General features: G+C 74.8%; 20 protein-coding genes. 16 read left to right on the forward strand and 4 right to left on the reverse strand.

Annotated elements, in window-relative coordinates; all coding sequences use genetic code 11:
* Nucleotides 1–28: 28 nt before the first annotated feature.
* Nucleotides 29–1,387 carry an FG-GAP repeat domain-containing protein gene (locus LCN96_RS24035; protein ID WP_225275129.1) on the forward strand — a complete coding sequence of 453 codons (1,359 nt, stop codon included), beginning with the start codon at nt 29–31 and terminating at the stop codon, nt 1,385–1,387.
* A 223-nt stretch (nt 1,388–1,610) separates the two neighbouring features.
* Here LCN96_RS24035 and LCN96_RS24040 read toward each other — a convergent pair whose 3' ends face one another.
* Nucleotides 1,611–2,507 (reverse strand): hypothetical protein, encoded by an 897-nt coding sequence (locus LCN96_RS24040; protein ID WP_225275130.1) that lies wholly within the window; start codon nt 2,505–2,507, stop codon nt 1,611–1,613.
* A 116-nt stretch (nt 2,508–2,623) separates the two neighbouring features.
* Here LCN96_RS24040 and LCN96_RS24045 point away from each other — a divergent pair, with 116 nt between their 5' ends.
* Nucleotides 2,624–4,960, forward strand: a complete 2,337-nt coding sequence (locus tag LCN96_RS24045; RefSeq protein ID WP_225275131.1) for a WD40 repeat domain-containing protein — start codon at nt 2,624–2,626, stop codon at nt 4,958–4,960.
* 18 nt (nt 4,961–4,978) lie between these two features.
* Here the strand turns inward: LCN96_RS24045 and LCN96_RS24050 are convergent, their stop codons facing one another.
* The 3 genes from LCN96_RS24050 to LCN96_RS24060 all read right to left on the reverse strand — a co-directional run bounded on the left by LCN96_RS24050 (nt 4,979) and on the right by LCN96_RS24060 (nt 9,169).
* A complete protein-coding gene (locus tag LCN96_RS24050; RefSeq protein ID WP_225275132.1) occupies nt 4,979–6,100 on the reverse strand; it encodes a cobalamin-independent methionine synthase II family protein in 1,122 nt (373 codons plus the stop codon).
* 70 nt (nt 6,101–6,170) lie between these two features.
* Nucleotides 6,171–8,477 (reverse strand): ABC transporter permease, encoded by a 2,307-nt coding sequence (locus tag LCN96_RS24055; RefSeq protein ID WP_225275133.1) that lies wholly within the window; start codon nt 8,475–8,477, stop codon nt 6,171–6,173.
* Entirely contained in the window at nt 8,474–9,169 is a 696-nt protein-coding gene (locus tag LCN96_RS24060) for an ABC transporter ATP-binding protein (protein ID WP_225275134.1), read from the reverse strand. The genes LCN96_RS24055 and LCN96_RS24060 overlap by 4 nt, the downstream gene beginning before the upstream one ends.
* Nucleotides 9,170–9,297: 128 nt before the next feature.
* Between LCN96_RS24060 and LCN96_RS24065 the strand changes: the two genes are divergently transcribed.
* From LCN96_RS24065 to glgX, 14 genes are all read left to right on the forward strand, one after another.
* Nucleotides 9,298–10,122, forward strand: coding sequence for a sensor histidine kinase (locus LCN96_RS24065; RefSeq protein WP_225275135.1), 825 nt, complete (start codon nt 9,298–9,300; stop codon nt 10,120–10,122).
* 44 nt (nt 10,123–10,166) lie between these two features.
* Entirely contained in the window at nt 10,167–10,856 is a 690-nt protein-coding gene (locus tag LCN96_RS24070) for a response regulator (RefSeq protein ID WP_225276048.1), read from the forward strand.
* An 80-nt stretch (nt 10,857–10,936) separates the two neighbouring features.
* Nucleotides 10,937–14,221 carry a WD40 repeat domain-containing protein gene (locus tag LCN96_RS24075; RefSeq protein ID WP_225275136.1) on the forward strand — a complete coding sequence of 1,095 codons (3,285 nt, stop codon included), beginning with the start codon at nt 10,937–10,939 and terminating at the stop codon, nt 14,219–14,221.
* Between the two features lie 22 nt (nt 14,222–14,243).
* On the forward strand, nt 14,244–14,612 hold the full coding sequence (locus tag LCN96_RS57435) for an AAA family ATPase (protein WP_397351938.1): 369 nt from the start codon (nt 14,244–14,246) through the stop codon (nt 14,610–14,612).
* 6 nt (nt 14,613–14,618) lie between these two features.
* Nucleotides 14,619–15,032, forward strand: a complete 414-nt coding sequence (locus LCN96_RS24080; RefSeq protein ID WP_225275137.1) for a TOBE domain-containing protein — start codon at nt 14,619–14,621, stop codon at nt 15,030–15,032.
* Nucleotides 15,033–15,040: 8 nt separating this feature from the next.
* Nucleotides 15,041–15,832, forward strand: a complete 792-nt coding sequence (gene modA / locus LCN96_RS24085) for a molybdate ABC transporter substrate-binding protein (protein ID WP_225275138.1) — start codon at nt 15,041–15,043, stop codon at nt 15,830–15,832.
* Between the two features lie 5 nt (nt 15,833–15,837).
* Nucleotides 15,838–16,662, forward strand: coding sequence for an ABC transporter permease (locus LCN96_RS24090; RefSeq protein ID WP_225275139.1), 825 nt, complete (start codon nt 15,838–15,840; stop codon nt 16,660–16,662).
* Nucleotides 16,663–16,690: 28 nt separating this feature from the next.
* Nucleotides 16,691–17,725, forward strand: a complete 1,035-nt coding sequence (locus tag LCN96_RS24095; protein ID WP_225275140.1) for an ABC transporter ATP-binding protein — start codon at nt 16,691–16,693, stop codon at nt 17,723–17,725.
* Nucleotides 17,722–17,988: a hypothetical protein gene (locus LCN96_RS24100; protein WP_225275141.1), complete on the forward strand. Its 267-nt coding sequence runs from the start codon at nt 17,722–17,724 to the stop codon at nt 17,986–17,988. Before LCN96_RS24095 ends, LCN96_RS24100 begins: the two co-directional genes overlap by 4 nt.
* A 97-nt stretch (nt 17,989–18,085) precedes the next feature.
* Entirely contained in the window at nt 18,086–18,451 is a 366-nt protein-coding gene (locus LCN96_RS24105; RefSeq protein WP_225275142.1) for a CU044_2847 family protein, read from the forward strand.
* Complete coding sequence (locus tag LCN96_RS24110; protein ID WP_225275143.1) at nt 18,436–19,395, forward strand: AAA family ATPase; 960 nt, start codon at nt 18,436–18,438, stop codon at nt 19,393–19,395. The genes LCN96_RS24105 and LCN96_RS24110 overlap by 16 nt, the downstream gene beginning before the upstream one ends.
* A complete protein-coding gene (locus tag LCN96_RS24115; RefSeq protein WP_225275144.1) occupies nt 19,377–21,278 on the forward strand; it encodes a hypothetical protein in 1,902 nt (633 codons plus the stop codon). The genes LCN96_RS24110 and LCN96_RS24115 overlap by 19 nt, the downstream gene beginning before the upstream one ends.
* Entirely contained in the window at nt 21,268–22,491 is a 1,224-nt protein-coding gene (locus LCN96_RS24120; RefSeq protein WP_225275145.1) for a CHAT domain-containing protein, read from the forward strand. The genes LCN96_RS24115 and LCN96_RS24120 overlap by 11 nt, the downstream gene beginning before the upstream one ends.
* Nucleotides 22,488–24,986, forward strand: coding sequence for a glycogen debranching protein GlgX (gene glgX, locus LCN96_RS24125; RefSeq protein WP_225275146.1), 2,499 nt, complete (start codon nt 22,488–22,490; stop codon nt 24,984–24,986). The genes LCN96_RS24120 and glgX overlap by 4 nt, the downstream gene beginning before the upstream one ends.
* The last annotated feature ends 99 nt before the right edge of the window (nt 24,987–25,085 follow it).

Consider the following 25,085-nt stretch of genomic DNA (forward strand, 5'->3'; position numbering starts at 1 on the left):
GGCTCCGGCTGCCTTAGGCTTTGCGGCTGTGGCGCGAAAGGCGATGATCTCGGTGGTGGCGGCCCTGGCGCTCGCGGGCTGCGGGGGCGAGCCATCCCCGGGCGGCTGGACCGCGTCATCCGGCTCGGCGTCATCCGGCTCGGCGTCACCCGGCCCAGCGTCCACCTCCCCGCCGACCCCGCCCACTGCTCCGCCGACCGCCCCGACCGCCCCGACCGCCCCGACCGGCTCGGCCGCGCCCTCGAAGAGGAAGGCCGACGACGTCAACGGCGACGGGTACGCCGACCTGGTGGCGGAGTTCGGCCCCGCCGACGGCAGGCGGCTGGGGGTCGTCCCCGGCTCCCCGAAGGGCCTGGTGCCCGCGAAGGGCGTGGTCGTGCCGCCCGCCACGTTCACCTCGTGGCTGATCGGCGGCGGGTTCCGGGCCGACCTCGACGGCGACGGCTTCGGCGACATCCTCGGCTACGGCGCGCCGCCCGACCCCGACCAGGCCCAGGGCCCGCACATCCTGTGGGGCGGCAGGGACGGCGTCGCGGCGACGGCGCGCCCCATCCCCGTACGGCTGCCCGCGAAGAGCGGGGGCCCGGCGAGCTACCGGGCCGTCGCGGGCGACTACGACGGCGACGGCGCCGCCGACCTGGCGATGGCCACCCCGCCCGGCTCCGGCGGGCTCGCCGCGGACCTGACCGTCCTGTACGGCCCCTTCACCCGGCAGGGCGCCCCGGCCCGCAGCACCGTCCAGCCCTCCCCGACCGGCGGGGACTTCTGGCGGATGGTCGCGGACGAGATCGACGGCCGCCGCGCCACGGCCCTGCTCGTCTACGAGGGCGACGACGGCGAGCAGGTCAGCGGCGTGCTCCTGGCCGGCGGCCCCGGCGGCCTCGCCAGGGCGGGCAGGAAGCTCAACCGGGGGATGGCGGCGGCGTTCGGCGACTTCGACGGCGACGGCACCAGGGACGTCGCGGTCGGCGACGACGGGAGCCGCAACAACGAGCCCGGCTACGAGACCGAGCCGCCCACGGTGGACCGTACGCTGACCGTCTACTACGGCGACGGCCGGCAGGCGGCCTTCAAGGGCGGCGCGGGCGGCGCCGTCTCCGGCGACTTCGACGGCGACGGCCGCGACGACCTCGCCTTCGGCGGGGCGGCGGCGTCGCGGCACGTGAGCGCCACCACGCCGAAGGTCTTCCGGGGCGGGCCGGGCGGCCTCGGCGCCGGTACGGTGATCGCCGGGCTGAGCGGGGCCGGGCCGCTGGCGGCGGGCGACTACGACGGTGACGGGGACGACGAACTGGTGTTCACCACGGGCCGGGACGACTCCGCCATCGTGGTGACGGACGGCGCGAAGGTGCTGACCCGCTTCGAGACCGCCGACATGCCGTCGTAGCGGCCGGGCGAAGGCGGGACCGCGGACGTACCTGTCGTAGCGGGCGGGCGCAGACGGGGACCCGCCTGGAGACGCCGACGCGCCTGAGCGCCGCAGCCTGGGCGCCGCAGCCTGGGCGCCGCACCCTGGGCGCCGAAGCTTGAGCGCCGCAGCCTGGGCGACGCGGCCCCTTGAAGCTCCGCAGCCAGCCGTCCGGCCGCATCGAGCGGCCCGGACCGGCCGTTCACTCGTGATCGCGCATCCAGAGCTCGACCAGCTCATCGGTATCGGCGGTCAGAAAGGCGACACTCTTGTCCTGGTGATCGACCCGGATGCCCACCGGCCGCAGATCGGGCACATCCGCCCCGTACAGCGCCTGCGACTCGGGCTGCTCCTCGTACGCGCCCGGCCGCCACCAGTACAGCCGCGGGCTGACCGGCTTGTCCCCGGAGTCGAACAGCCGCTGCGACAGCTCCTGCATCGCCTCCATCGCCGCGAACAGGTGCACATCACCGATCTCGTGCACCAGCAGGTACTCAGGCAGCGGAAACGACACCAGCGCCCCCCGCGGCGCCTGCCCGACGTGCCGGCGCAGCACGTGCACGTGCGCGCCGACGTAGCGATGGGCGCCACCCACGTGCGTCACCGGCACCCCGTGGACGGTCGCCGACTCGGCGTAGTGCGGCTCCTTGTCGATCGAGTGCAGCAGGGCCGCGCCGAAGACGGCCTGCTCCTGCCGGCCGCCGAGGCGGCTCCGGTCGAGCGGCACGATGGAGTCGGGGTAGTCGATCACCACGGTCTCCATCAGCCCGGGGGCCAGCCGCCTGGCCACCAGCGCGCCCGCCATGTCGCCGAGCGCCTCCTCCGGGTAGAGCCGCACCCGCAGGTCGGGCTCGGGCAGCTCGGTCGCGGCGCGCTCGAACGCCCTGACCGCCTGCTCGGCGTAACCGGCCGCGGCCTCGGCCAGCCCGGCGCCGCCGAAGCTGATGGCGTGCTCTCGCCAGGAGCCGATGTCGGCGTTCGCGCTGGAGCCGTCGGCCAGCCTGACGCTGATCGTGGCGGGATCGGGCAGCGTCGCCGCGTAACCCCGGTCCGCGAACGCGCGTACCAGGGCCTGGCCGATGATGTCGGGTTCCATCATGAACGCCGAACCTACCGGTCCTGCCCGACAAGAACGGAACCGAGGCGCCCGCGGGGAGGGTGCGAGGGCCGCCACCGGGCTACCGTGACGGGTGCCCCCGGCGTTCGTGGAGGTCCGTGGTGTTCGAGCGGCTGCGCGCATCGGCCGGGCCCGTCTCGATCGTCGTGGTGCTGGTGGCCGCCGTAGCGGTGCTGGCCGTCATGAACGTACGGGCCGGGGGTGAGCGCGAACGGGCGCTGGCGCAGCGCGACCTCGCCCTCGCCCGCCGGCTCGTCGCGCAGAGCCAGGTGTTCGCCACCACCGACCCGCGCGCCGCCCGCCTGCTCGCCGTGGCGGCGGCCAGGATCGCCCCGCCCACGCCGGAGACGCGCGCCGCCATCCGGGCGGCGGTGACCCGGACGCCGCTCGCGGTGCTGCGCGGCTTTCCCGGCGAGGTGCACTCGGTCGCCTTCAGCCCCGGCGGCGCCACCCTCGCCGCGACCGGCAGGGCCGCGCCGCTGCGCCTGTGGGACGTGGCCACGCTCACCCCCGTGTCCTGGCCGGTGGGGCGGGAGCAGGCCGACGGCATGTCCGTGGCGTACAGCCCGGACGGCGGCCACCTGGCCGTGGCGGGCGCCGACGGCGGCGTCCGCGTCTGGGACACCACCACCCGCCAGGGCTGGACCGGCGCCGGCGGGACGGCCTGGGCCAGGCAGTGGACCGCGTTCAGCCCCGACGGCGCCCTGCTGGCCACGGCCGGCGGGTCCGGCGGCGCGTCCCGGCTGTGGGACGTCGGCACCGGCACGCAGGTCGCGGCCCTGCGCTCGCTGGAAGGCGCTCCCGGGCCCGTCGCGTTCAGCCCCGACGGCACGCTCATCGCGGCCGCCTACCCGGGCGGCCCGATCAGGACGTTCGAGGCCGCGTCCGGCCTGCTGACGGGCGACCCGCTCGAACCGGCCGCGGGCAGCCTCACGCCGGAGCCGCGCGAGGAGGTGGCCGCGCTCGCGTTCAGCCCCGGTGGCGGGCTGCTGGCCGGCACCACGGGCAGCGAGCAGATCCAGCTCTGGGACGTCACCACCCGCCGGCCCGCCGGCCGCCCGCTCACCGGCCACACGGGGCTGATCACCTCGGCCGCCTTCAGCCCCGATGGGCGCGTCCTGGCCACCGCCGGCCAGGACCACACGGTCAGGCTCTGGGACGTGCGCAGCCGCCGGCCCCTGGGCGAGCCGCTGACCGGGCACACCCAGGCGGTCAACGCCGTCGCCTTCAGCCCCGCCGGCGGCCTGCTGGCCAGCGCGGGCGCCGACGCGTCCGTACGGCTGTGGCGGATCCCGCGCGGCACCCGCCACCCGCTCACCCTGCCCGCCGCAGACGGCGGCGGCGTCCCCGCCGACCGGCCGGTGCCCGACCGCTGGTACGACCGCGCCGACACCACCCAGGCGGTGCTCAGCGCCGACGCCGGCCGGCTCGTCGTCCAGCCGTACGACGGCACCGGGCCGGGCTCCGGCAGCCTCTGGTCATGGGACGTGCGCGCGGCCCGCTGGCGTGGCGAGCGGTTGCGCATCCGTCCCGACGACCTCGTGGACGGGGTGGCGGTCAGCAGCGACGGCCGCTCGCTGGCCGCCTCCGGCCGCGACGACGCCGGCCACGGCCTGGCCACCGCCGTCCTCGGCGGCCCGGCGTCCGTGCGTGGCCGTCCCCTGGCCTACAGCCCGGACGGCCGCCTGCTCGCCACCGCCGTCCAGGAGGCCGCGACCGTACCGGACGCCGAGGTCCAGGTGTGGACGCTGCCCGAGGGCAGGGCCACGGGGGAGCCCACGTCCGGGCAGTCGGGCCGCATCACGGCGGCGGCCTTCGACGGCACCGGCGCCGTGCTGGCCGCCGGCGCGTCGGACGGCACGGTGCTGCTGCGGGAGACCTTGACCGGCAGGCGGCGCGGCCTGCTGCCCGCCCACTCCCTGCCCGTCACGACGCTGGCCTTCGCCCCGGGAGCCCCGGGAGCCCAGGGAGCCCCGGGCGGCGTGCTGCTCCTGACGGCGAGCGAGGACGGCACGGCCCGCCTCTGGGACGCCGCCACGGGCCGCCCGCACGGCGCCCCGCTCACCGGCCACACCGGTCACGTCTACGCCGTGGCGTTCGCGCCGGACGGCACGTACCTGGCCACCGCCGGCCAGGACCGCACCGTCCGGCTGTGGGACACCGCCACGGGACAGCCGCTCGGCCCGCCGCTGGCCGGGCACGGCGGTGAGGTGCGCGCCCTGGCGTTCACGGCGGACGGCAGGACGCTGGTCGCGGCGGCGGCCGACCTCGTGCAGGTCGTCGGCGACGCCTACGCCGTCTGGAAGTGGGACACCGCCGCCCTCGCCGCCGACCCGGCCGCCACCGCCTGCGCGCAGGCGGCCCGCCCGCTCACCCGTGAGGAGTGGGCCGCGCACGTGCCGGAACTGCCGTTCCGCGACGTCTGCCGCCGGTGATCCGATCCGGCCGAGCGGTCAGCCCCAGACCATCCGCGCGGTCTCCACCACCAGCTCCAGCTTGCGCCGCTCCTCGTCCACGGTGAGCAGGTTGCCCCTCTCCGTGGAGGCGAAGCCGCACTGGGGGCTGATGGCCAGGTTCTCCATCGGCACGTACTTGGCCGCCTCGTCGATGCGGCGGCGCAGCTCGTCCTGCGACTCCAGGGCGGGCACCTTGGAGGAGACGAGCCCGAGCACCACGGCCGTGCCCTCGGGGACGAAGCGCAGCGGCTCGAAGCCGCCCGCCCGCTCCGAGTCGTACTCCAGCAGGAACCGGTCCACCGGCACCTCGCCGAACAGGCGCTCCGCCACCGGGTCGTAGCCGCCCGTGGCGGACCACGCGCTGCGGTTGTTGCCCCTGCACAGGTGCAGGGCGACCGTGACGCCGGGGTCCAGCTCCTTGGCCGCGCGCACCTGCTGGGCGTCGATGGCGACCGCCGCGTCGAGGAGCGTGCCGACGTCCGGCGCGGCCGGGCCGAGCACGCGGGCGCGGAAGCCCGGGTCGATGACGAAGTCGTAGGCCAGCGAGTCGAGCTGGATCCACCGCACGCCCTGCGCCAGCAGGCCCCTGATCTCCTCGATCCGCAGCGCGACCAGGTCGCGGAGCAGATCGGCCGGCCTCGGGTAGGCGGTGGCGCTCAGGTCGGGCCGCCACAGGAGGTTGCCCATCGACGCGCTCACCATGGTGATCTTGTAGGGGCCGGGCGCGTGGCGGGCCAGGAAGGCGGCCTCGACGGCGGTCATGTTCGCCTTCTGGGAGAGCTTGCCGGTCGCGACGACCATGTCCCAGGTCGTCTCCTCCGGCGGCACCGGCTCGCCGTCGCCGCGCCACCACTCGGTGGACGGCAGGGGGACGGGCGACACGCCGCCCAGCGACTCCAGGATCCCGGCGAGCCAGGTCCTGCGCCGCATCTCCCCGTCGGTGAACACCTCGATCCCGGCCTGGCGCTGCAGCTCGATCGCGGCCAGCGCGGCGTCGTCCTCCAGTCTCGCCAGCTCCTCGGCGCTCAGCTCGCCGCGCTCGCGCGCCTGCCTGGCGCGCAGCAGCTCCGGCGGGCGCAGGAGGCTGCCAACGTGCTCGGCATGGGGTGTCGCGGGCATGGTTCCTCCTCGGCAGTGCGATGGGACTACGATCAGCCTCCACCTCGACGCGACGGCCGTCCAGCCCCGTTCACTCGTGGTGCAGCACCGTCGCGATCGTCAGCCGGGCCGCCGACCTGGCCGGGACGAACGCGCCCAGCACCGCGATCACCACTCCCGCCAGCGTGAGCAGCGCGAGCAGCGGCGCCCGCCACACCTCCACCATGAACGCCGGCAACGCCACCCCGGCCGCGTCGGCCATGGCCGGGACGACGAGGCGGTGCGCGAGCACGCCGACCGGGATGCCGAGCAGCCCGCCGGCCGCGCCGATCGCCGCCATCGACGTCACCATCATGGCCGTGACCTGGCGCGGCGTCATCCCGATGGACTTCAGCACGCCGAGATCGCGCCGCCGCTCCCTGGCGTCGAGCACGACCGTGTTGAACACGCCCAGCGCGGAGACCGTGCCCAGCAGCACGGTGAGCAGGGATGCGAAGCCGACGACGGCCACGGTGGTCTGGTCGGTCGTGGACTTGGCGACCGGGTACAGGCCCGGGTCGGCCGCCTTGACGGCGGCGTTGTAGGCGGCGACGTCGGTGCCGGGAGCGAGGCGGACCTCGTACTGGGTGGGCGGCCGGCTCGGCGAGAGCGCGTCGAGCGTGTGCCAGTCGGCCTGGATGAGGTCGGCCGCGCCGTCCATCGTGGCGCCGACGATCGTCGCCTCCGCCCGCCAGCCGCCCACGCTCAGGGTGAGCCGGTCGCCGACCGCCAGGCGGCGCTTGGCCAGGAACGCCGAGGGCGCCACGATCTCTCCCGGGCCGCGCAGCCAGCGGCCCTCGACGACCGTCTCGCCCAGCGTCGCCGAGTCGTCGCGCAGGAACCTGCCCTGGATCGGCTGCGGATGCCCCGCGAGATGGACGGTGATCCACGCGTCGGCGGTCACGTACACCGTGCCGGGCAGCTCGCGGAGCAGCCGCATGATCCCGGCGTCGCCGCGCGTGGGCGGGGTCTGCTGGTTGCGGGCCTGGCCGACGTGGATCACCGTGTGCACGTGCCCGACGCGCTGAGCGGCCTCGCCGTACGCGACCATCGTCATGGACAGGCCCGCCGCCAGCGTCACCGTGGCAGACCCCAGAACCACGGCCGCCAGCGTGAGTGCCGCGCGGCCCGGCCGCCCGAACGGCAGGCCCAGCCCGAGGCTGACCGGCCGGGGCAGCGGCACGCCCGCGAGCAGCCGCTGCGCCCGCAGCCCCCGGCCCCGCCCGGGAGGGGCGCCCGCGCTGAGGGCCCTGGCGGCCGTCAGCCGGTGCGCGCGCAGCGCGGGCGCCAGCGCGGCCAGCACGGCCACGGACGGCATGCCGGCGAGCGTGGCCGCGTACACCCACGGGCTGACCGAGACGGTGAAGACGCCCGCTCCCACGTCGTCCAGCAGCGGGCGCGCGGCCACGGCCCCCACGGCGGTGCCCAGTGCGGCGCCCGCCACCGCCGGGACCGCCACCATCGCCAGGTAGACGGCGACGACCTGGTTCGGGGTGAAGCCCAGGGCCTTGAGCAGCCCGATGTGCCGCAGGCCCGCCACGACCGCGCCGCTCACCACGTTCACCACGATGAGCACCGCCACCACCAGGCCGAGCACGCCGAAGGCGGTCAGGAAGGGCAGGAACGCGGCGGCGGTGCGGCCCGCGTCGCGCTTGACGACCAGGTAGGACTGCGAGCCCAGCAGCGCCCCGGCGGGCAGGTCCGCCGCGATCGCGGCCGTGCCCGCCCTGACCTGCTCGTCGGTGGCGGCGGCGGCCAGCCGGTAGAGCATCTGCGTCGCGGACGGGCGCAGCGCGGCGGCCTGACCCGGGGTGACCCACGCCTCGGAGCTCCTGCTCACGCTGGTGGCCAGGCCGACCACCGTGAACGGCTGCCCCTCGCGCACGACGAAGCTCACCCCCAGCAGATAGGAGAAGAACCCGTCGGCGGGCCGGTCCAGCACGATCTCGCCAGGGCCCGCGGGCCAGCGGCCGGCCCACAGGTTCACCCGGTCCACCGGGCCGCCGGGGGAGGCGCGGCCGACGACCGTGAGCGGGCCAGGCGGCAGGTGCTCGAACGTGTCCGGGATCGTGACCACGGCCTGCGCGAACGGGCCCGCCGCGGCCTCCACCCCCGGCGGGCGCCGCGCGAGCCGTTCCCGCGCGACCTGGCCCGGATCGTAGGCGGCCACCACGTGCGCGCCCCGCTGCTCCTCGAAGACCCGCTCGAACGGCGCCGACACGCTCTCCAGCAGCCCCAGCGCCACCACGATCGCCACGGTCGAGCAGAACACCACGACCCCGAGCACGAACGTCTGCACCCTGCGCCGCCGCACCGCCGCCCGCGAGGCCCGCCACACGGCCCCGGCACCCGCCCTCACGGCGTGCGCTCCAGGCTGTGCTCGGCGACCACCCGCCCGTCGGCCAGCTCCACCGTGCGGCTGGCGCAGCGGGCTGCCAGGCCGGGGTCGTGCGTGACGATCAGCAGCGTCTGCCCGATCTGGTTGAGGTCGATGAGCAGATCCATCACCTGTTCGCCGGAGCGGCTGTCGAGCGCCCCTGTCGGCTCGTCCGCCAGCAGCAGGGCGGGACGGTTCATCAGGGCCCTGGCCACCGCGACCCGCTGGCGTTCCCCGCCGCTCAGCGCCGCCGGATAGGCGTCGCGGCGCTGCGCGATGCCCAGCTCCTCGAACAGCTCCAGCGCCCGGTCCCTGGCCTGCCGCGCCGGGGTGCCGGTGAGCTGGGCGGCCAGCGCCGCGTTGTCCAGCGCGGGCAGGTCCTCGATGAGGTTGAAGAACTGGAAGATGATGCCGACGCGGTGGCGGCGGAACAGCGCCAGCTCCGTCTCGTCCATCGCCCCCAGGTCCCTGCCGTCGACCTCGACCGTGCCCCGCGTCGGACGGTCCAGGCCGGCGATCAGGTTCAGCAGCGTGGACTTGCCGCAGCCGGACGGTCCCATCACGGCGACCGCGTCCCCCGCGTGGACGCCGAGCGAGGCGCCGTTCAGCGCCCGGGTGGTGCCGTACTCCTTGTGGACGTCGCCGAGCCGCACGACGAGCCGCTGAGTGTTCATGGCAAGAAGCTAGATCGCGGGACGGCGGCGGCGCATCCCGCCGGGGATGTAACCGCGGCGGGCGTCATCCCGTGGATGTAGGGCCGGGGGAGGATGCCGATCGCGGCGCGCCGCGCGAAGATGATCGGGTGTGGGAATGGCTGCTCGCCGCGCTGGCGCTCGCGTGCTGCACGGCCGCGTGGCTGGCGGTGGCCCTCGTGCGGACGCGGCGGCGCTACCTGGCCGTGCTGGCCGACCAGGGGCGGCTGCTCGAACGCGAGCGCGAGCGGGCCGCCGGCGCGGCCGTGGACGCCGAGCGGGCCAGGATCGCGGCCGAGCTGCACGACATCGTCAGCCACAACGTCAGCCTCATGGTGGTGCAGGCCTCGGCCGCCAGGGAGGTGCTGCCCACGATGCCGGGCACGGCCGAGACCGCGCTGCGGGCCGTCGAGGCGGCGGGGCGGGACGCGATGACCGAGCTGCGCCACCTGCTGGGGCTGCTGGCGCCCGCGCCCGACGGTGAGGACTCCCATGGGGGCGAGCTGGCGCCCCAGCCTGGGCTGGGGCAGCTCGGGGCGCTGGCCGATCGGATCGCTTTCGCGGGGCTGCCGGTGGAGGTGCGGATCTCCGGGGAGCCGCGGCCGGTGCCCGCGGGGGTCGAGGTGACCGCGTACCGGATCGTGCAGGAGGCGCTGACGAACGCGCTCAGGCACGGGGAGGGGGCCAAGGCCGAGGTGAGCGTCCGGTACACCGACCAGTACCTGCGGGTGGAGGTGCTGAACAGCGGGCCCAGCGTGCTCACCGGCACCGCCCGCCGGGGCGGTGGGGAGCGGGGGCCGGGCGGAGACGGAGGCGGGCGGGGGCTGCTGGGGCTGCGCGAGCGGGTCGCCGTGTACGGCGGTGACCTCGACGCGCGGCGCCGGCTCGGCGGCGGCTACCGGGTCCGCGCCAAGATCCCGCTGGAGCGGCCGTGAACGCGCCTGCGAACTCGCCCGGCGACCTGCCTGTGCCCGCGCCGATGGACGTGCCGGCGGGTGGCTCGCCCCGGGTGCTGATCGCCGACGACCAGGAGCTCGTCCGCGTCGGCTTCCGCCTCATCCTGACCGCGCGCGGGATCGACGTGGCCGGCGAGGCCGCCGACGGCGAGCAGGCGGTGGCGCGGGCGCGCAGCCTCCGCCCGGACGTGGTGCTGATGGACATCCGCATGCCCGGCATGGACGGCCTGGAGGCGACCCGCCAGGTGCTGGCCCACGACCCGCACTGCCGGGTGATCATGCTGACCACGTTCGACCTCGACCGTTACGTCTACGCCGCACTGACGCTCGGCGCGAGCGGCTTCCTGCTCAAGGACGTCACCCCCGAGCACCTGGCCGCCGCCGTCCGCCTGGTCGGCACCGGCGACGCGCTCCTGGCCCCCTCGATCACCCGCCGTCTCGTCGAACGCTTCGCCGCCGCCGACCGCGTGCCGGGGCCGCCGTCCCAGGCCGCGCACACCGACCTCGCCGCGCTGACCCCGCGCGAGCTGGAGGTGCTGACGCTGATGGGCAAGGGGCTGTCGAACGCCGAGCTGGCGTACGCGCTGACGCTCAGCGAGGCGACCGTGAAGACGCACGTCGCCCGCATCTTCACCAAGCTCGCGCTGCGCGACCGCGCCCAGGCGGTCGTCATCGCCTACGAGACGGGCCTGGTCACGCCCGGCGGGGAGTGACGCCCGGACCCGGGTAACGGGTGGCCGCACTTCACTTGCGGCCTCCGCGAACTTGCCCGCCCGCCCCTTCGTTGATCCACGTGAGCAGGCACGAGAGGGGAGCGTACGTGGCGCAGGCCGGGGCGATCGCGGGCATCGACGGGTGGATCGGGCGAGAGGCGGACGTCGACCGGGTCGTGGCCGCCCTGACCTCGGGCGACGGCGGGCTCGTCGTGGTGGTGCCCGAGCCGGACGGCGTCGAGGGGCTGGGCCTGACCACCGTCGTGGCGGCGGCGCTGCGCCGTCCCGAGGTGGCGGCGCGCTTCCCCGAGGGCATCGGCTGGCTGAACTTCGGCGGCTCCCACTCCGACGAGCAGGCCGCCGAGTTCACCGAGGCGCTGGAGCACCTGCACGGGGAGGACGTGGAGCTGTTCGCCCACCTGGAGCTGGACGACCTGATCGACGCCAGCCACGACGAGGAGGCGGCCGGCGAGCTGCTGCGCGAGCAGATCTTCCAGCCGGGGCCGCGGCTGATGGTGGTGGACGGGCTGCGGCACGCCGGCATGGTGGTGCCGCTGGCGTTGGCGGTGCCCGGCTGCACGTGGCTCGTCACGGCCAGGACGGCGGGCGAGGAGCTGCCGTTCGCGGTCATCGTGGGCGTCGGGCCGTTGAGCGTCGCGCAGAGCACGGCGCTGCTGCGCCGCGACCTGCCCGCGCTGGACGAGGACACGGCCACCCGCCTGGCGGAGCTGACCGGGGGCTGGCCGCTCGCCCTCACCATGGCGCACGGGCTCATCGTCAGCCAGGTCGTCACAGGAGAGCCCGCGACCGAGGCCGCCGCCCGCCTGGCCGACCGGCTACCCGGTCGCGTGGACCTGTGCGTGCCCGGCTCCCGGGCCCGCCTGGCGGGGGCGCTCGTGGACCACTCGCTCGGCTGGCTGCGCACCGTGGACCCGGCCGCCGCCGAACGGTTCCTCCAGCTCGGCCTGTTCGGCCCTGGCGAGGGCATCCCCATCGGCGTGGCCGCTCTGATGTGGAGCTCGGGCGGGGGCGTGACCGGGGGGCGGATCGGCGCGCTCATCGCCCGGCTCGAAGGGCTGCGGCTGCTGCGGCGGCGTACCGATCATCCCGTGCTGGGCCTCGCGGACGCGGTGGGGGAGCGCGTGCGGGAGCTCCTCGGCGCGGACGGGCTCGAACGCGCCCGCCGCGCCCTGATCGAGGCCGACCCCGAGGAGACCCCGGAGGGCTGGGCCGAACTGCCCGGCACCGGGGAGTGGATGATGCGCAACCTCGCCCGGCTGTACGCCGAGGCGGGGGACACGGACGCGCTGCGGGAGCTGGTCCGCGACGGGTCCTTCCTGGGCTCCCGGATCCACCGGTCCGGCGTGGACGCGGCCCTGGACGACCTGGCCAGGGCGGACGACGACACCGCCGCGTCGCTCGCCCGCGTGCTGGCGGGCTCGTCCCACCTGCTGGAAAGCGCTCGCGAGCTGGGCGTCGGCGTGCTGCCCACGCTCGCCGCCCGCCTGCACGCCACCCCCGGCGCGGGCGCGGACCTGCGGCAGTGGCTGGCGGAGCAGGGGTCGCCCTGGCTGGAGCACCGCGGCACGCCGCCCGACCTGCCGCACGAGGCGCTCGTGCGGACGCACCACAGCCGCGCCGAGCGGATGACGGGCCTGGCCATGTCCCCGGACGGCGCCTGGCTGGCCGCCGCCGGGGACCAGGGGCGGGTGTCGCGGTGGAGCCTGGACGGGACGGCGATGCGGGCGCTGCTCGGGCACGAGAGCGAGGTCACCTGCGTGGCCGTCGCGCCGGGCGGGGCGTGGCTGGCCACCGGGAGCTGGGACGGGACCGTGCGGCTGTGGGAGGGGGACGGGCGGCTGCGCGCCGTGCTCGGCGACCTGCCGGAGACGGCCAGGACGATCGCGATCGCGCCGGACGCGAGGTGGGGGGTCGTGGGCGGGGAGGGCTTCCTGTGGTTCTTCGACGCAGACGGCACGGTGCGCGCGACGCCCGAGGAGGCGGAGGAGGACTACGAGGCCGTCGCCGTCGCACCCGACGGGAGCTGGGTCGTCGCGGTCGGCTCTGACGTCACCGAGCTGTGGGACGCGCACGGCCGCCGCACTGCGGTCGTCGAGGCGGTCTGGGAGAAGGACGAGGACGGTGAGGCGGCCGTTGAGAACAACGGCGGGGAGGCCGTGGCCGTCGCGCCCTCAGGGGAGTGGCTGGCGCTGCTCAGCCGGTACGGCACCGTCCGCCTGCTGAACCCCGACGGCACCCCGCGCGCCGAGCTGCACACCGTCTTCAGCCACGGCACCGGCCTGGCCATCGCCCCCGACAGCCGCTGGCTGGCCGTCTCCGACTTCGACGACCACCTCGTCATCCTCGACCCCGACGGAACCGTGCGCGCCCGCCTGCACGGCCACCCGGACACGATCACCGGCCTGGCCATCACCCCGGACGGCCGCCTCCTGGTCTCGGCGAGCCGCGACCACACCGTCCGCGTCTGGGACGTGGCCCTCGCCCTGCGACCCGGCGCCACCGAGGCACCCGCCCGCTACGACCTGCGCGGCATCGCGGTGGCCGGCGACGGCTCCTACCTGGCCACCGTCGGAATGTCCGGCCTGACCCTCTGGCATCCTGACGGGACCGTCCGCGTCCAGGCCACGGAGGACTGGCTGCGGAGCGTGGCCGTGGCCGCCGACGGCGCGTACGTGCTCGGCGTCGACTCCGACGGCGGCCTGCGCCTGCACGACCGGGACGGCACCGTCCGCGCCACCGCGGACGCACCGGGCGCCGGCCCCATGCTGGAGCCGGCGTCGGCGATCGCCCCCGACGGCACCTGGCTGGCCGTCTCCACCGACCACATCGTGCGCATCCTGAGCAGCGACCTCGATGTCATCGCCACCCTGGAGCCCTCCGGCGAGGAGGTGACCGCGCTGGCCATCGCCCCGGACTCGTCCTGGCTCGCGATCGCCACGGACCACGAGATCCGGCGCTGGACCCGCGACGGCCGCCCGCTGGGCCTCCTGGCGGAGACGGACAACGCGGTCGAGGCGCTGGCCGTCGCACCCGGCGGCCGTCACGTGGCGGCGGGCACCATCCGCGGCATGGTGGAGCTGTTCGAGGTGACGGGGACCAGGACGGCCCGCTTCGGCCAGGACGACTGGCTGACGGACCTCGCCTTCTCCCCGGACGGCACCCGCCTGGCCACCGCCGCCCTGCACGGCTGCCTGCGCGTCTGGGACGTCAGCACGTACGCCACGGAATGCGGCATCGTCGTGCACGGCGAGCTGCACGGCTGCGCCTGGCACCCCGACGGCTCGGCGCTGTACGCGGCGGGCGAGGCCGGCCTGTTCGCCTTCACCTACCACCGCGGGACGTGATCCCCGGTCCACGATCGGGGTCGTGGAGCTGTGGGAGCGTTCTGCGACCCTCGAACTCCTCGAACGCCTGCTGAGCGAGAGCGCGCGGGGCGGGCGGGTCGCGGTGGTGGCCGGTGAGGCGGGCATCGGGAAGTCGGTGCTGGTCACGGAGTTCGCGCGGCGGTGCGGGGCGCGGGCGCGGGTGTTGTGGGGCGGCTGGGGGCCGGGGCGGCATCGCCACCGCCATCCGCCGGAGCGCCGACGCCGCCAAGTGAGCCGACGCCCCCAAGTGAGCCGACGCCGCAGGGCCGTGCGGCGTGCTCTCGTGAATGCCAGGTGGAAGCAGCCCGGCAAGCCGCTCCTGCGGCACCATGCCGCCCTTCTCCCTCGAATATGCGACGGGCTACAGTAGGACCTTGTGACCACGTTCCGCATCAGTGAGGCCGCGGCGCTGCTCGGCGTCAGCGCCGACACCGTGCGCCGATGGGTCGACGCGGGCAAGCTCGAAGCCGAGCGCGACGAGCACGGCCACCGGCGGATCGTCGGCGCCGACCTGGCCGCGTTCGCCCGGGCGCAGATCGAGGAGAGCGGCGACGGCGGGCGCACCTCGGCCCGCAACCGGTTCAGGGGCATCGTCACCGAGGTGCTCCGCGACGCGGTGATGGCGCAGGTGGAGATCGCCGCGGGGCCGTTCCGGGTGGTGTCGCTGATGAGCCGGCAGGCCGCCGACGAGCTGGGCCTGGAGGCGGGGGTGGTGGCCGTCGCCGTGATCAAGTCCACCAACGTCGTCGTGGAGATCCCCGGTCACGAGCGCGTGGCCGGGCAGGTGTGAGGAGCCCCTTGGTGTTCAGGCGTCTTTCCCGGCGGGTGATCGCCCTGTCCGTCGCGCTCGCGCTCGCGCTGGCGGGCCTGACCGGCTGCGGCTCCGGCGAGCCCGCGGCGTCCTCGTCAGGTGGGGGTGCCAAGGAGCTGACGGTGTTCGCGGCGGCCTCGCTGACCGGCACGTTCACCGAGCTGGGCAAGGTCTTCGAGAGCGCGCATCCCGGCACCGCAGTGCGGTTCAACTTCGGCTCCAGCGCGACCCTGGCGCAGCAGATCACGCAGGGAGCGCCGGCCGACGTGTTCGCGGCGGCCAGCCCCGCCACGATGAAGCCGGTCACCGACGCGTCGCTGGCCGCCGCGCCGGCCACGTTCGTCCGCAACAAGCTGGAGATCGCGGTGCCGAAGGGCAACCCGGCCCAGGTGGACGAGCTGAAGGACCTGGCCGACACCAGGGTGAAGGTGGCGCTCTGCGCCGAGCAGGTGCCCTGCGGGGCGGCGGCGGTCAAGGCGCTCGGCGCGGCCGGGCTGAAGGTCACCCCCGTCACCCTGGAGCAGGACGTGAAGGCCACGCTGACCAAGGTGGAGCTGGGCGAGGTGGACGCGGCGCTGGTCTACAGGACGGACGTGATCGCCTCCGGCGGCAAGGTGCGGGGCATCCCCTTCCCCGAGGCCGGCCAGGCGGTCAACGACTACCCGATCGCCGCCCTGACCGGGGCGCCCGCCGCTGAGCTGGCGCGGCAGTTCGTGGAGCTGGTGCTGTCGCCGCAGGGCAGGGACGTGCTCACCAAGGCCGGCTTCGAGGCGCCCTGAACGAGATGAGCACTCCCGCGCAGGAACAGGCCCGGCCGCGCCGCGTGGTCTCCGGGCGGTTGCCGTGGATGCTGGTCGTGCCCGCGCTGCTGGGGCTGGTGTTCCTGGTGCTGCCGCTCGCGGGGCTGCTGGTCAGGGCGCCGTGGTCCACGCTGCCGCGCCGGCTGGCCGAGCCGCACGTGCTGGAGGCGCTGCGGCTGTCGCTGGTGACCGCCACCATCGCCACCGCCGCGTGCCTGCTGCTCGGGGTGCCGCTGGCCTGGCTGCTGGCCCGGGTCGAGTTCCCGGGGCGGCGGCTGGTGCGGGCGCTGGTCACGGTGCCGCTGGTGCTGCCGCCCGTGGTCGGCGGCGTGGCGCTGCTGCTCGTGCTCGGGCGGCGCGGGCTCGTCGGGCAGTGGCTGGAGGCCGGCTTCGGGGTCACGCTGCCGTTCACGACGGCGGGGGTGGTCATCGCGGAGGCGTTCGTCGCGATGCCGTTCCTGGTGATCAGCGTGGAGGGCGCGTTGCGCGGCGCGGACCAGCGCTTCGAGGAGGCGGCCGCCACGCTGGGCGCCTCGCGCTGGACCGTGTTCCGGCGGGTGACGCTGCCCATGGTGCTCCCGGGCGTGGTGGCGGGGGCGGTGCTGTGCTGGGCGCGGGCGCTCGGCGAGTTCGGGGCGACGATCACGTTCGCGGGCAACTTCCCCGGCACCACCCGCACCATGCCGCTGGCCGTCTACCTGGCCCTGGAGACCGAGCCGGAGGCGGCGATCGTCCTCAGCCTGGTGCTGCTCGCCGTGTCGGTGCTCATCCTGGCCAGCCTGCGCGACCGGTGGGTGAGCGCATCATGACCTTCGACGCACGGCTGGTGAGCGCGCCATGACCCTCGACGCCCGGCTCGTGGTCACCAGGGCCGCCTTCACCCTCGACGTCACCCTGCGGGTCGCCCCCGGCGAGGTGGTGGCGCTGCTCGGGCCGAACGGCGCGGGCAAGACCACCGCGCTGCGCGCCCTGGCCGGGCTCACCGCCATGTCCGAGGGCGGGCGGATCGTGCTGCGCGGCAGGCCGCTGCACCCGCTGCCCGCCGAGAGCCGGCCCATCGGCATGGTGTTCCAGGACTACCTGCTCTTCCCGCACCTGAGCGTGCTGGACAACGTGGCGTTCGGGCCGCGCTGCCAGGGGGTGTCCAAGGTGGAGTCCCGCCGTCTGGCCGCCGGGCTGCTGGAGCGCGTCGGCCTCGCCGACCGCGCCGCCGCCAGGCCCCGCCAGCTCTCCGGCGGCCAGGCCCAGCGGGTCGCGCTCGCCCGCGCCCTGGCCGTGCGGCCCGAGCTGCTCCTGCTGGACGAGCCGCTGGCGGCCCTCGACGCCCACACCCGGCTGGAGATCCGCTCCCAGCTGCGCCGCCACCTGGCCGACTTCGACGGCGCCACCGTCCTGGTCACCCACGACCCGCTCGACGCCATGGTGCTGGCCGACCGGCTGGTCGTCATCGAGCACGGCGCCGTCGTCCAGCAGGGCGCGCCGGCCGAGGTCGCCCGCCACCCCCGCACCGACTACGTGGCCCGCCTCGTCGGGCTCAACCTGTACCGGGGGGTGGCCGACGGGGCGCGGGTCAAGGTCGGCGAGCTGCTGCTGCACACCTCCGAGCATCTGGAGGGGGCCGCGTTCGCGGCCTTCCCGCCCGCGGCCGTCGCCCTCTACCGCACGCGCCCCGACGGCAGCCCCCGCAACCTGTGGCAGGCTCGCATCGACGGCATCGAACGGCACGGCGACAACGTCCGCGTGCACCTCGACGGCCCCATCACCGTCTTCGCCGACATCACCCCCGCCGCCCTGGCCGACCTCGACCTGACCCCCGGCCAGCGGATCTGGGCGTCGGTCAAGGCCGCAGAGACCCACGCCTACCCCGCATGAACGCCGCCCACGGGTGCAACGCCATCTGCCTCGGCGGGCCGTGCCACGGCCTGCTCACCCACATCGACCAGGACATCGGCGCCCTGACGATCCCCGTGCCGCACCGCCCGGAGACGCGGGCCCGTTACCGGATCACTCGCGAGCGGGTGCGCTACCGCGGGCAGGCGGAGCCGTACGTCGCCCTGCACTGGGCTGACCAGCCCCCCGCCTGCACGACGGCCGTTCCCGGCCGCAGCGTCCCGCCGCCCGCCTCGGGACCTTGAGCAGCCCTGGGCCTCCCCGCCTGCCGGGCGTTCAGGATTGCCAACGCGGCGGTCATCGGTCACCTTCGAACTACCGAGTCGAGAGCGGGGCGGAGCCATGCCGATCATTCGCAGCGATGACGCGTCCATCGGGGAGCCCGGCGAGCTGCGGCCCATCTACGTGGAGGTCGACAGGGTCGTCGAGGCGGACGAGAAACTCATCTGGTCGGAGCGGGAGACCCGCGCCGACCCTGCCAGCAAGGTGGTCACGCTGGCTCGCGACGTCTTCGGTGAAGGGGTCGAGCTGGCCAGGAGCTGCGCGGTCCGGGTCGCCCGGGGGCTGGCGGACCTGTCGGGCGACGTCAGGCCCGACGAGTTCGAGCTGCAGGTGGCCATCAAGCTCGACTCCGAGGTCGGCGCGGTGCTCGCCAAGGCGTCGGCCGGCGCCCAGTTGCAGGTGACCATGCGGTGGCGGGCGAAATGACCGAGCCGGTGCTGCTGCCGTACAGCCTGGTCGTCGGCCAGCGGGAGATCAAGAAGGCGCTGGAGCTGAACTTCGTCGCCCCCGGCATCGGGGGCGTGCTGATCAGCGGCCAGCGCGGAACCGCGAAGTCGACCACCGTCAGAGGCTTCGCGGTGATGATGTACGGCGAGCTGCCCGTCACGCTGCCGATCAACGCGACCGACGACCGCGTGCTGGGCGGCTGGCGGCTGGACGAGCTGATGCGCGGGGAGCCCCACCGGCAGCCCGGCCTGCTGGAGGAGGCGGGCGAGCGTGGCCTGCTCTACATCGACGAGGTCAACCTGCTCGACGATCACGTCGTCAACATCATCCTCGACGTCGCCTCCACCGGCGTGCTGACCGTGCAGCGCGAGGGCATCGACGAGCGCAAGGAGTTGCGGTTCGGCCTGGTGGGGACGATGAACCCGGAGGAGGGCTGGCTGCGGCCGCAGCTGCTGGACCGGTTCGGGCTGATGGTCAAGGTCAGGGCGGAGGAGGACCCCGAGCTGAGACGGGAGATCCTCACGACCGCCCTGGCCATGGACCAGGCGCGTCACGGCGTGGACCCCGGCCTGCTGGCCGACGGGCGGGCCGGGGACGCCGAGCTGCGCGCCGAACTGGAGGCGGCCAGAGCCCGGCTCTACGATGTGGCCGTCTCCAAGGACATCGCACGGCTGTGCGCCGACGTCGCCGCCGCGTTCCAGGCGGCCGGGCACCGCGGGGACGTCGTGCTCGCGCTGGCCGCCCGCGCGCTGGCCGCACGCGAGGGCGCGGTCGGCGTGGGCCCGGCGCATGTGGCGGACGCGGCGCCGATGGCCCTGCGCCACCGCCGCGGGGACAGCGCGCAGGAAGGCGGCACCGGCTGGGGGCAGGAGGAGGAGTCGCGGCTGGCGCAGCTCGTCGTGGAATGGCGCAGGTCACTGTGAGCGGCGTGGCCGGGCCGGGGACGCCGCGCACACTCGCCTGCGCGGCCCTGGAACCCGGTCTGGACGGGGTGCTGCTGTTCGACGCGGCTCCCGCGGCGCTGAGCCTGGCCGCCGGCCTGCTCGCGAAGCTGATGGGCGAGCCGCGCGTCGTCACGCTGGCCGCGTACCAGTCGGAGGACGACCTGTGGACGTCACTGAGACTCCGGACGTCGGGGTTCGAGCCGGGGCCGGGGCCCCTGGTCCAGGGGGAGGGGACGGCGGAACTCCTGGTGGTGGTGCCCGACCTGGCCAGGGTCGGCCTGCCGGGACAGCGCGCGCTGATCACGCTGCTCGACGCGCCGGTGGCCGTGCTCGAACGCCACGGGTACCACCGGGCATGGGCACCGCGGCTGCGCTGCCTGGCGGCCTGCGACACCGCCGAGGTGGGCACGGTGCCGCCGCACCTGCTCGACCGGTTCCCCGTCAGGGCCACCGCGGCGGGACTGACCGGCCGGTCCGACAGCTTGAGCCGGGTGCTCCACGTGTGGGGCACCGCACCGGAGAGCGCTGCCCCGTCAGGGACCGGCGCCGTCCCACAGGAGTGGCTGGACGCGGCGCGCCGCGCCAGGCCGTGGCCCGCGTTCGGCAGCCGGGCGGCGGCCCTGATCGTCGGTATGGTGCCCGCGGACCGGCCCAGACGGATGCTCGCCGCCGCGAGGCTGGCCAGGGGGTATGCCGCTCTGGACGGCGCGGAGCAGGTCGAGGAGCGGCACGTCGAGGAGGCCGCCCGCCTGCTGGGCTTCGGCCGGACCGGCGGCCGGGACACTCCCGCCCCGGCGAGGCCGGACGACGGGACGGCATCCCGGCCGGACGACGAGGGCGCACGCGAGGGCGTGGACCGCCCGCCCGCTCCCGACGCCGGAGCAGACGCCGGAAGAGCCGCCGGAGCGGCAGCCGGCGAGACCGCGGGCACGGCCGCCCAGCCGCTGGCGGTGCAGGCCCCGCAGGCCGCGATCGCCTTCGGCGCCGAGGAGACGCCTCTGCCGCCCGGCACCGGCTATCCCGAGGACGAGGCAGAGCCGCTGCGCGAGATCGCCCCGCTGCGGGCACCGCCTGTGGCGGCCGTCGGCCCCGCCCGCCGGCGAGGGCCGCCCATCGGCCTGGAACCGGCCACCGACCTGGCCGACCTCGCGATGGTGGCCACGCTGCGTGAGGCCGCCAAGTTCCAGCGGGTCCGGCAGGCGAACACCGGGACGACCGGACGGTTCCTCATCAACCCGGCCGACCTGCGCACCCACCGCAGGCAGCAGGAGCCCGAGCATCTGCTCGGCCTCGTGCTCGACCACACCTGCCGCCGCGGCTGGGACTGGACGGTCGCGCTCACCTCGCACCTGCGCTGGGCCTACGTCCACCGAGCCGGCGTGGTCGTCGTGGACGTGGGCGCCGGGGACGCCGCCGCCGAGCTGCGTGCCGAACGGTTCACCGCCAGACGGGTGCTGGACCGGCGCGTGACGGCCTCGCTGTCCAGGCCGCGCGGCCGGGCCACGCCGCTGGCCCACGGGCTGTCGCTGGCACACGCAGGACTGCGGCACGCGATGCAGCACGGCCGTGCCGCCGTGTCGCGGGCCTGGCTGGTGGTGGTCACCGACGCGCTCGGCAACGTCCCACTGGCTGCCGGTCTCCAGGACACCACCGCCGGGAGCTGGTCGGGGGAGGGGGTCACCGACGCCGTCGCGATCGCCAGGGAACTGGCCACCTTGCGACGGCTGCGGATCGTGGTGGCCGCGCCGCCGGACCCGCCGCATCCCGAGCTGGTGCTCGGGCTCGCCGACGCGCTCGGAGCTGGCCTGCTTGGCATCGGGGGAGCAGATGCGGATGTGGCGGAGGCGGGCCATGGCCACTGACATCGTCGCGATCGTCACGGGTGCGGCGGCCGAGGCCGACGAGCCGCGCACGGGGCAGGAGACGGTCGTGCAGAGCGAGCAGGTCCCCGCGGACGTGGTGACCACCGAGCCGCAGGCGCTGCCCGCCTTCACCGTCGACCCCGGCCCGCGCTGGCGGGAGACGACCGCCCTGCTCCAGGTGATCCCCACGAAGAACGGCTTCAAGGTCCGCGGAACCGGCGGTGACGCGCCGCTGCGCGCCGGCGGCCGCCACTACGGCCGTCCCCGGCTGGCCCTGGGCGTCCTGGCCGACGGCCGGCACCCGCTGGGGCTCGGCGTGCTGGACGTGGACGCCGCCATGATCGAGTGGTCGAGGGACCACTACGAGCTCGGACAGTGGATCAACGGGCTGCGCGCCCGCTGGGGCGACGACGAGCTGCAACTGGTCATCTGGGACGACACCGGGTTCGAGATCCCCTGGGAGATGTTGTACCTCGATGCGGATCCGGACGGGGGACCCGCGGAGGGCTGGCTGGGGGCGCTGGTGTGTGTCTCCCGATGGACCACGATCCGCAGGGACGGTCGCCGCCCGTTCAGCGACGAGCCCAAGGAGTGCTCGGGCGAGGTGGCAGTCTACCTCGACCAGGACATGCGTGGCGACTTCGCGGCGCTGAGCCCGTACGCGGACGAGCCCTACGACGACGTCCACGACTTCCTGGACCTGCTGCGGGGGCAGGGCGCCGGCTCCGCCTGTCTGGCCATGGTGTACATGGCCTGCCACGGCACTCTGGGCGACGACTTCTCCCGGTGGCGGCTGGGCGGGCTGCGGTGGCGTGACCTGCAGCGGCCGCCGCTGGCCGCGCTCCGGCGCGCCCCCAGCCTGGTGTTCCTCAACGCCTGCCACTCCGGCAGGCTCGTCGAGGAGGCGCACCTGGGTGACGGGGTGCTGCGCGGCTTCGCCGCGATCTTCCTCAGGGAGGGGGCCGAGGCCGTGATCGGCACCGTGGCCGAGATCGACACGGAGGTCGCCTCGCACGTCGCCGGCGTCATCGTCGAGGAGCTCGCCGCCGGGGGCGGCAAACCGATCGCCGCGGCGCTGCGCGACATGCGCGCCCGTGCGGTCCCCGCAGACCCGCACGACGCCGAGCAACTCGTCGCCTTCGTCTACCGCTGCATGTACGTCTACTACGGCAACCCCCGCACGAGCCTCAGGCTGGAGGCGAGACAGGGATGACGCTGTCGCTGGAGCCGGTGGTCGGCTGGCCGCACGAGGCCACGCCCGGCCGGACGTACCTGATGACCGTGGATCTGCGAACCCCGGCGGACGCCTGGCCGTACGACGAGGAGGAGCTGGAGTTCACCTGCATGCTGGACGCGCGGCCGTTCTTCGCCGCTCGGGCGCTCGACGACCCCGTGCTGGTGCTGCACCGCTTCGGCGGCACCTACCGACCGGTCAGGTACCTGCTGTCCGCCGAGGCGGTGGAGGCGGAGCCGGGCGTGGACGAGGCGATCTGGCTCACCATCACCAATGGCTTCGGGGTGCCGCTGCGGACGCTGGAGCTGCCGTTCACGATGCTGCGCGACGGCGCCGCCGGAGCGTCGCTGGAGGTCTCCGCGCCCGCCGCGCCGCCCCCCGGGCGGCTGCTGAGCACCCCTGCGCCCCTGGGCGCCGTCTACGACGGGACCGGGACCAACTTCGCCGTCTTCTCAGAGCCGGCCGAACGGGTGGAGCTGTGTCTGTTCGACGCCGACGGGAACGAGACCAGGGTGGAGCTGCCCGAGGTGGACGGCTTCGTCTGGCACGGCTACCTGGAGGGCGCCGGCCCGGGCCAGCGGTACGGCTACCGCGTCCACGGACCTCATGACCCCGCGAGCGGTCTGCGGTGCAACCCCGCCAAGCTCCTGCTCGACCCCTACGCGAAGGCGATCGACGGCGGGGTGGCGTGGGACGCCGCGCTGCTCGGCTACGTGCCCGGCGACCCCGGCACGCTCAACAGCACCGACAGCGCGCCCTACATGCCGCGCAGCGTCGTGGTGAACGGCTTCTTCGACTGGGGCGACGACAGGCCGCCCCGCGTCCCGTACGCGCGGACCGTGATGTACGAGGCGCACGTCAAGGGCATGACGGCCACGCATCCGGAGGTGCCGCCCCGGCTGCGGGGCACGTACGCGGGCCTGGCCCACCCCGCCGTCGTCCAGCACCTGGTCGATCTCGGCGTGACGGCGGTGGAGCTGATGCCGGTGCACGAGTTCGTGCACGGGCGCGAGCTCCAAGCACGGGGGCTGCGCGACTACTGGGGCTACAACAGCATCGGCTTCTTCGCCCCGCACCACGAATACTCCTCCTCCGGCTCCCTGGGCGAGCAGGTCCGCGAGTTCAAGACCATGGTGCGCACGCTGCACGAGGCGGGCCTGGAGGTGATACTCGACGTCGACTACACCCACACGGCGGAGGCGAACCACCTCGGTCCGACGCTGTCCTTCAGAGGGCTGGACAACGTCTCCTACTACCGGCTGCTGGACCACGATCGGGCCCATTACGCCGACTACACCGGCAACAGCAACACCCTCAACGTCCGGTCCCCGCACACGCTGCAGCTCATCATGGACTCGCTGCGGTACTGGGTGCTGGAGATGCACGTCGACGGATTCCGCTTCGCCATGGCCGCCGCGCTGGCCAGGGAGTTCTACGACGTGGACAGGCTGTCGGCGTTCTTCGACCTGATCCAGCAGGATCCGGTGATCTCGCAGGTGAAGCTGATCGCCGAGCCATGGGACGTCGGTCCCGGCGGCTACCAGGTGGGCAACTTCCCGCCGCTGTGGACGGAGTGGAACGGCAGGTACCACGACACGGTCAGGGACTTCTGGCGCGGGGAGACGGTGCTCCCCGAGTTCGCCTCCCGGCTCACCGGCTCCTCGGACCTGTACGAGTCCTCCGGCCGCCGGCCTGTCGCCTCGATCAACTTCGTCACCAGTCATGACGGGTTCACGCTGGCCGACCTGGTCTCCTACGACCGCAAGCACAACGAGGCCAACGGCGAGGACAACCGCGACGGCACCGAGGACAACCGCTCCTGGAACTGCGGTGCCGAGGGGCCGACGGACGATCCAGACGTTCTCCGCCTGCGGGCCCGCCAGCAGCGCAACCTGCTGGCCACGACGATCCTGTCCCAGGGAGTGCCGCTGATCCTGTACGGCGACGAGATCGGCCGCACCCAGAACGGCAACAACAACGCCTGGTGCCAGGACAACGAGCTGAGCTGGATGGACTGGATCCGGCCCGACGACGCATTGCTCGGCTTCGCCAGCAGGCTGGTCGCGCTCCGCGCCCGGCATCCGCTCTTCCGCCGCAGCCGCTTCTTCACCGGCCGGCCCGTGGGCGGAAGCACGATGCCCGACCTGGTGTGGTTCAACCAGGAGGGTGAGGAGATGCGGCAGGGGGACTGGGAGTCACGGGGCTTCCGGACGGTCGGCGTCTTCCTCAACGGCGAGGGCGTCACCGAGCCGGGTCCCGACGGAGGACGCGTGGTGGACGACTCCTTCTACCTGGTGTTCAACGCGGAAGCCGCGCCCGTCCCGTACACGCTGCCCGGCCCTGAGTACGGCGACGGCTGGCGCGTCGAGATCGACACCTCGCAGGACGTGCCCTCCACCCCCCTGCCGAGCCGGGCCCGGCTCACGGTGCCCTCGCACACCATGCTCGTCCTGCGTAGCCCGCCCACCGCCTGAACCCGTTGTCCCGGCGGGACAACGAAGCCGCCATGCGATGTCGGATCGGACAATGCTCCGCCAAGGTCGGCGAACCTACCCTTGCCGGTCAATGCATCC

Origin of the sequence: Nonomuraea gerenzanensis (assembly GCF_020215645.1) — a bacterium.
Classification (GTDB): Bacteria; Actinomycetota; Actinomycetes; order Streptosporangiales; family Streptosporangiaceae; genus Nonomuraea; species Nonomuraea gerenzanensis.

Excerpts from the sequence above, each read along its gene's own strand:
- glgX (WP_225275146.1), top strand. The coding sequence starts at position 22,488 with ATGACGCTGTCGCTGGAGCCGGTGGTCGGCTGGCCGCACGAGGCCACG.
- LCN96_RS24100 (WP_225275141.1), top strand. The coding sequence starts at position 17,722 with ATGAACGCCGCCCACGGGTGCAACGCCATCTGCCTCGGCGGGCCGTGC.
- LCN96_RS24070 (WP_225276048.1), top strand. The coding sequence starts at position 10,167 with ATGGACGTGCCGGCGGGTGGCTCGCCCCGGGTGCTGATCGCCGACGAC.
- LCN96_RS24115 (WP_225275144.1), top strand. The coding sequence starts at position 19,377 with ATGGCGCAGGTCACTGTGAGCGGCGTGGCCGGGCCGGGGACGCCGCGC.
- LCN96_RS24105 (WP_225275142.1), top strand. The coding sequence starts at position 18,086 with ATGCCGATCATTCGCAGCGATGACGCGTCCATCGGGGAGCCCGGCGAG.
- LCN96_RS24090 (WP_225275139.1), top strand. The coding sequence starts at position 15,838 with ATGAGCACTCCCGCGCAGGAACAGGCCCGGCCGCGCCGCGTGGTCTCC.
- LCN96_RS24095 (WP_225275140.1), top strand. The coding sequence starts at position 16,691 with ATGACCCTCGACGCCCGGCTCGTGGTCACCAGGGCCGCCTTCACCCTC.
- LCN96_RS24040 (WP_225275130.1), bottom strand. The coding sequence starts at position 2,507 with ATGATGGAACCCGACATCATCGGCCAGGCCCTGGTACGCGCGTTCGCG.
- LCN96_RS24050 (WP_225275132.1), bottom strand. The coding sequence starts at position 6,100 with ATGCCCGCGACACCCCATGCCGAGCACGTTGGCAGCCTCCTGCGCCCG.
- LCN96_RS24120 (WP_225275145.1), top strand. The coding sequence starts at position 21,268 with ATGGCCACTGACATCGTCGCGATCGTCACGGGTGCGGCGGCCGAGGCC.
- LCN96_RS24060 (WP_225275134.1), bottom strand. The coding sequence starts at position 9,169 with ATGAACACTCAGCGGCTCGTCGTGCGGCTCGGCGACGTCCACAAGGAG.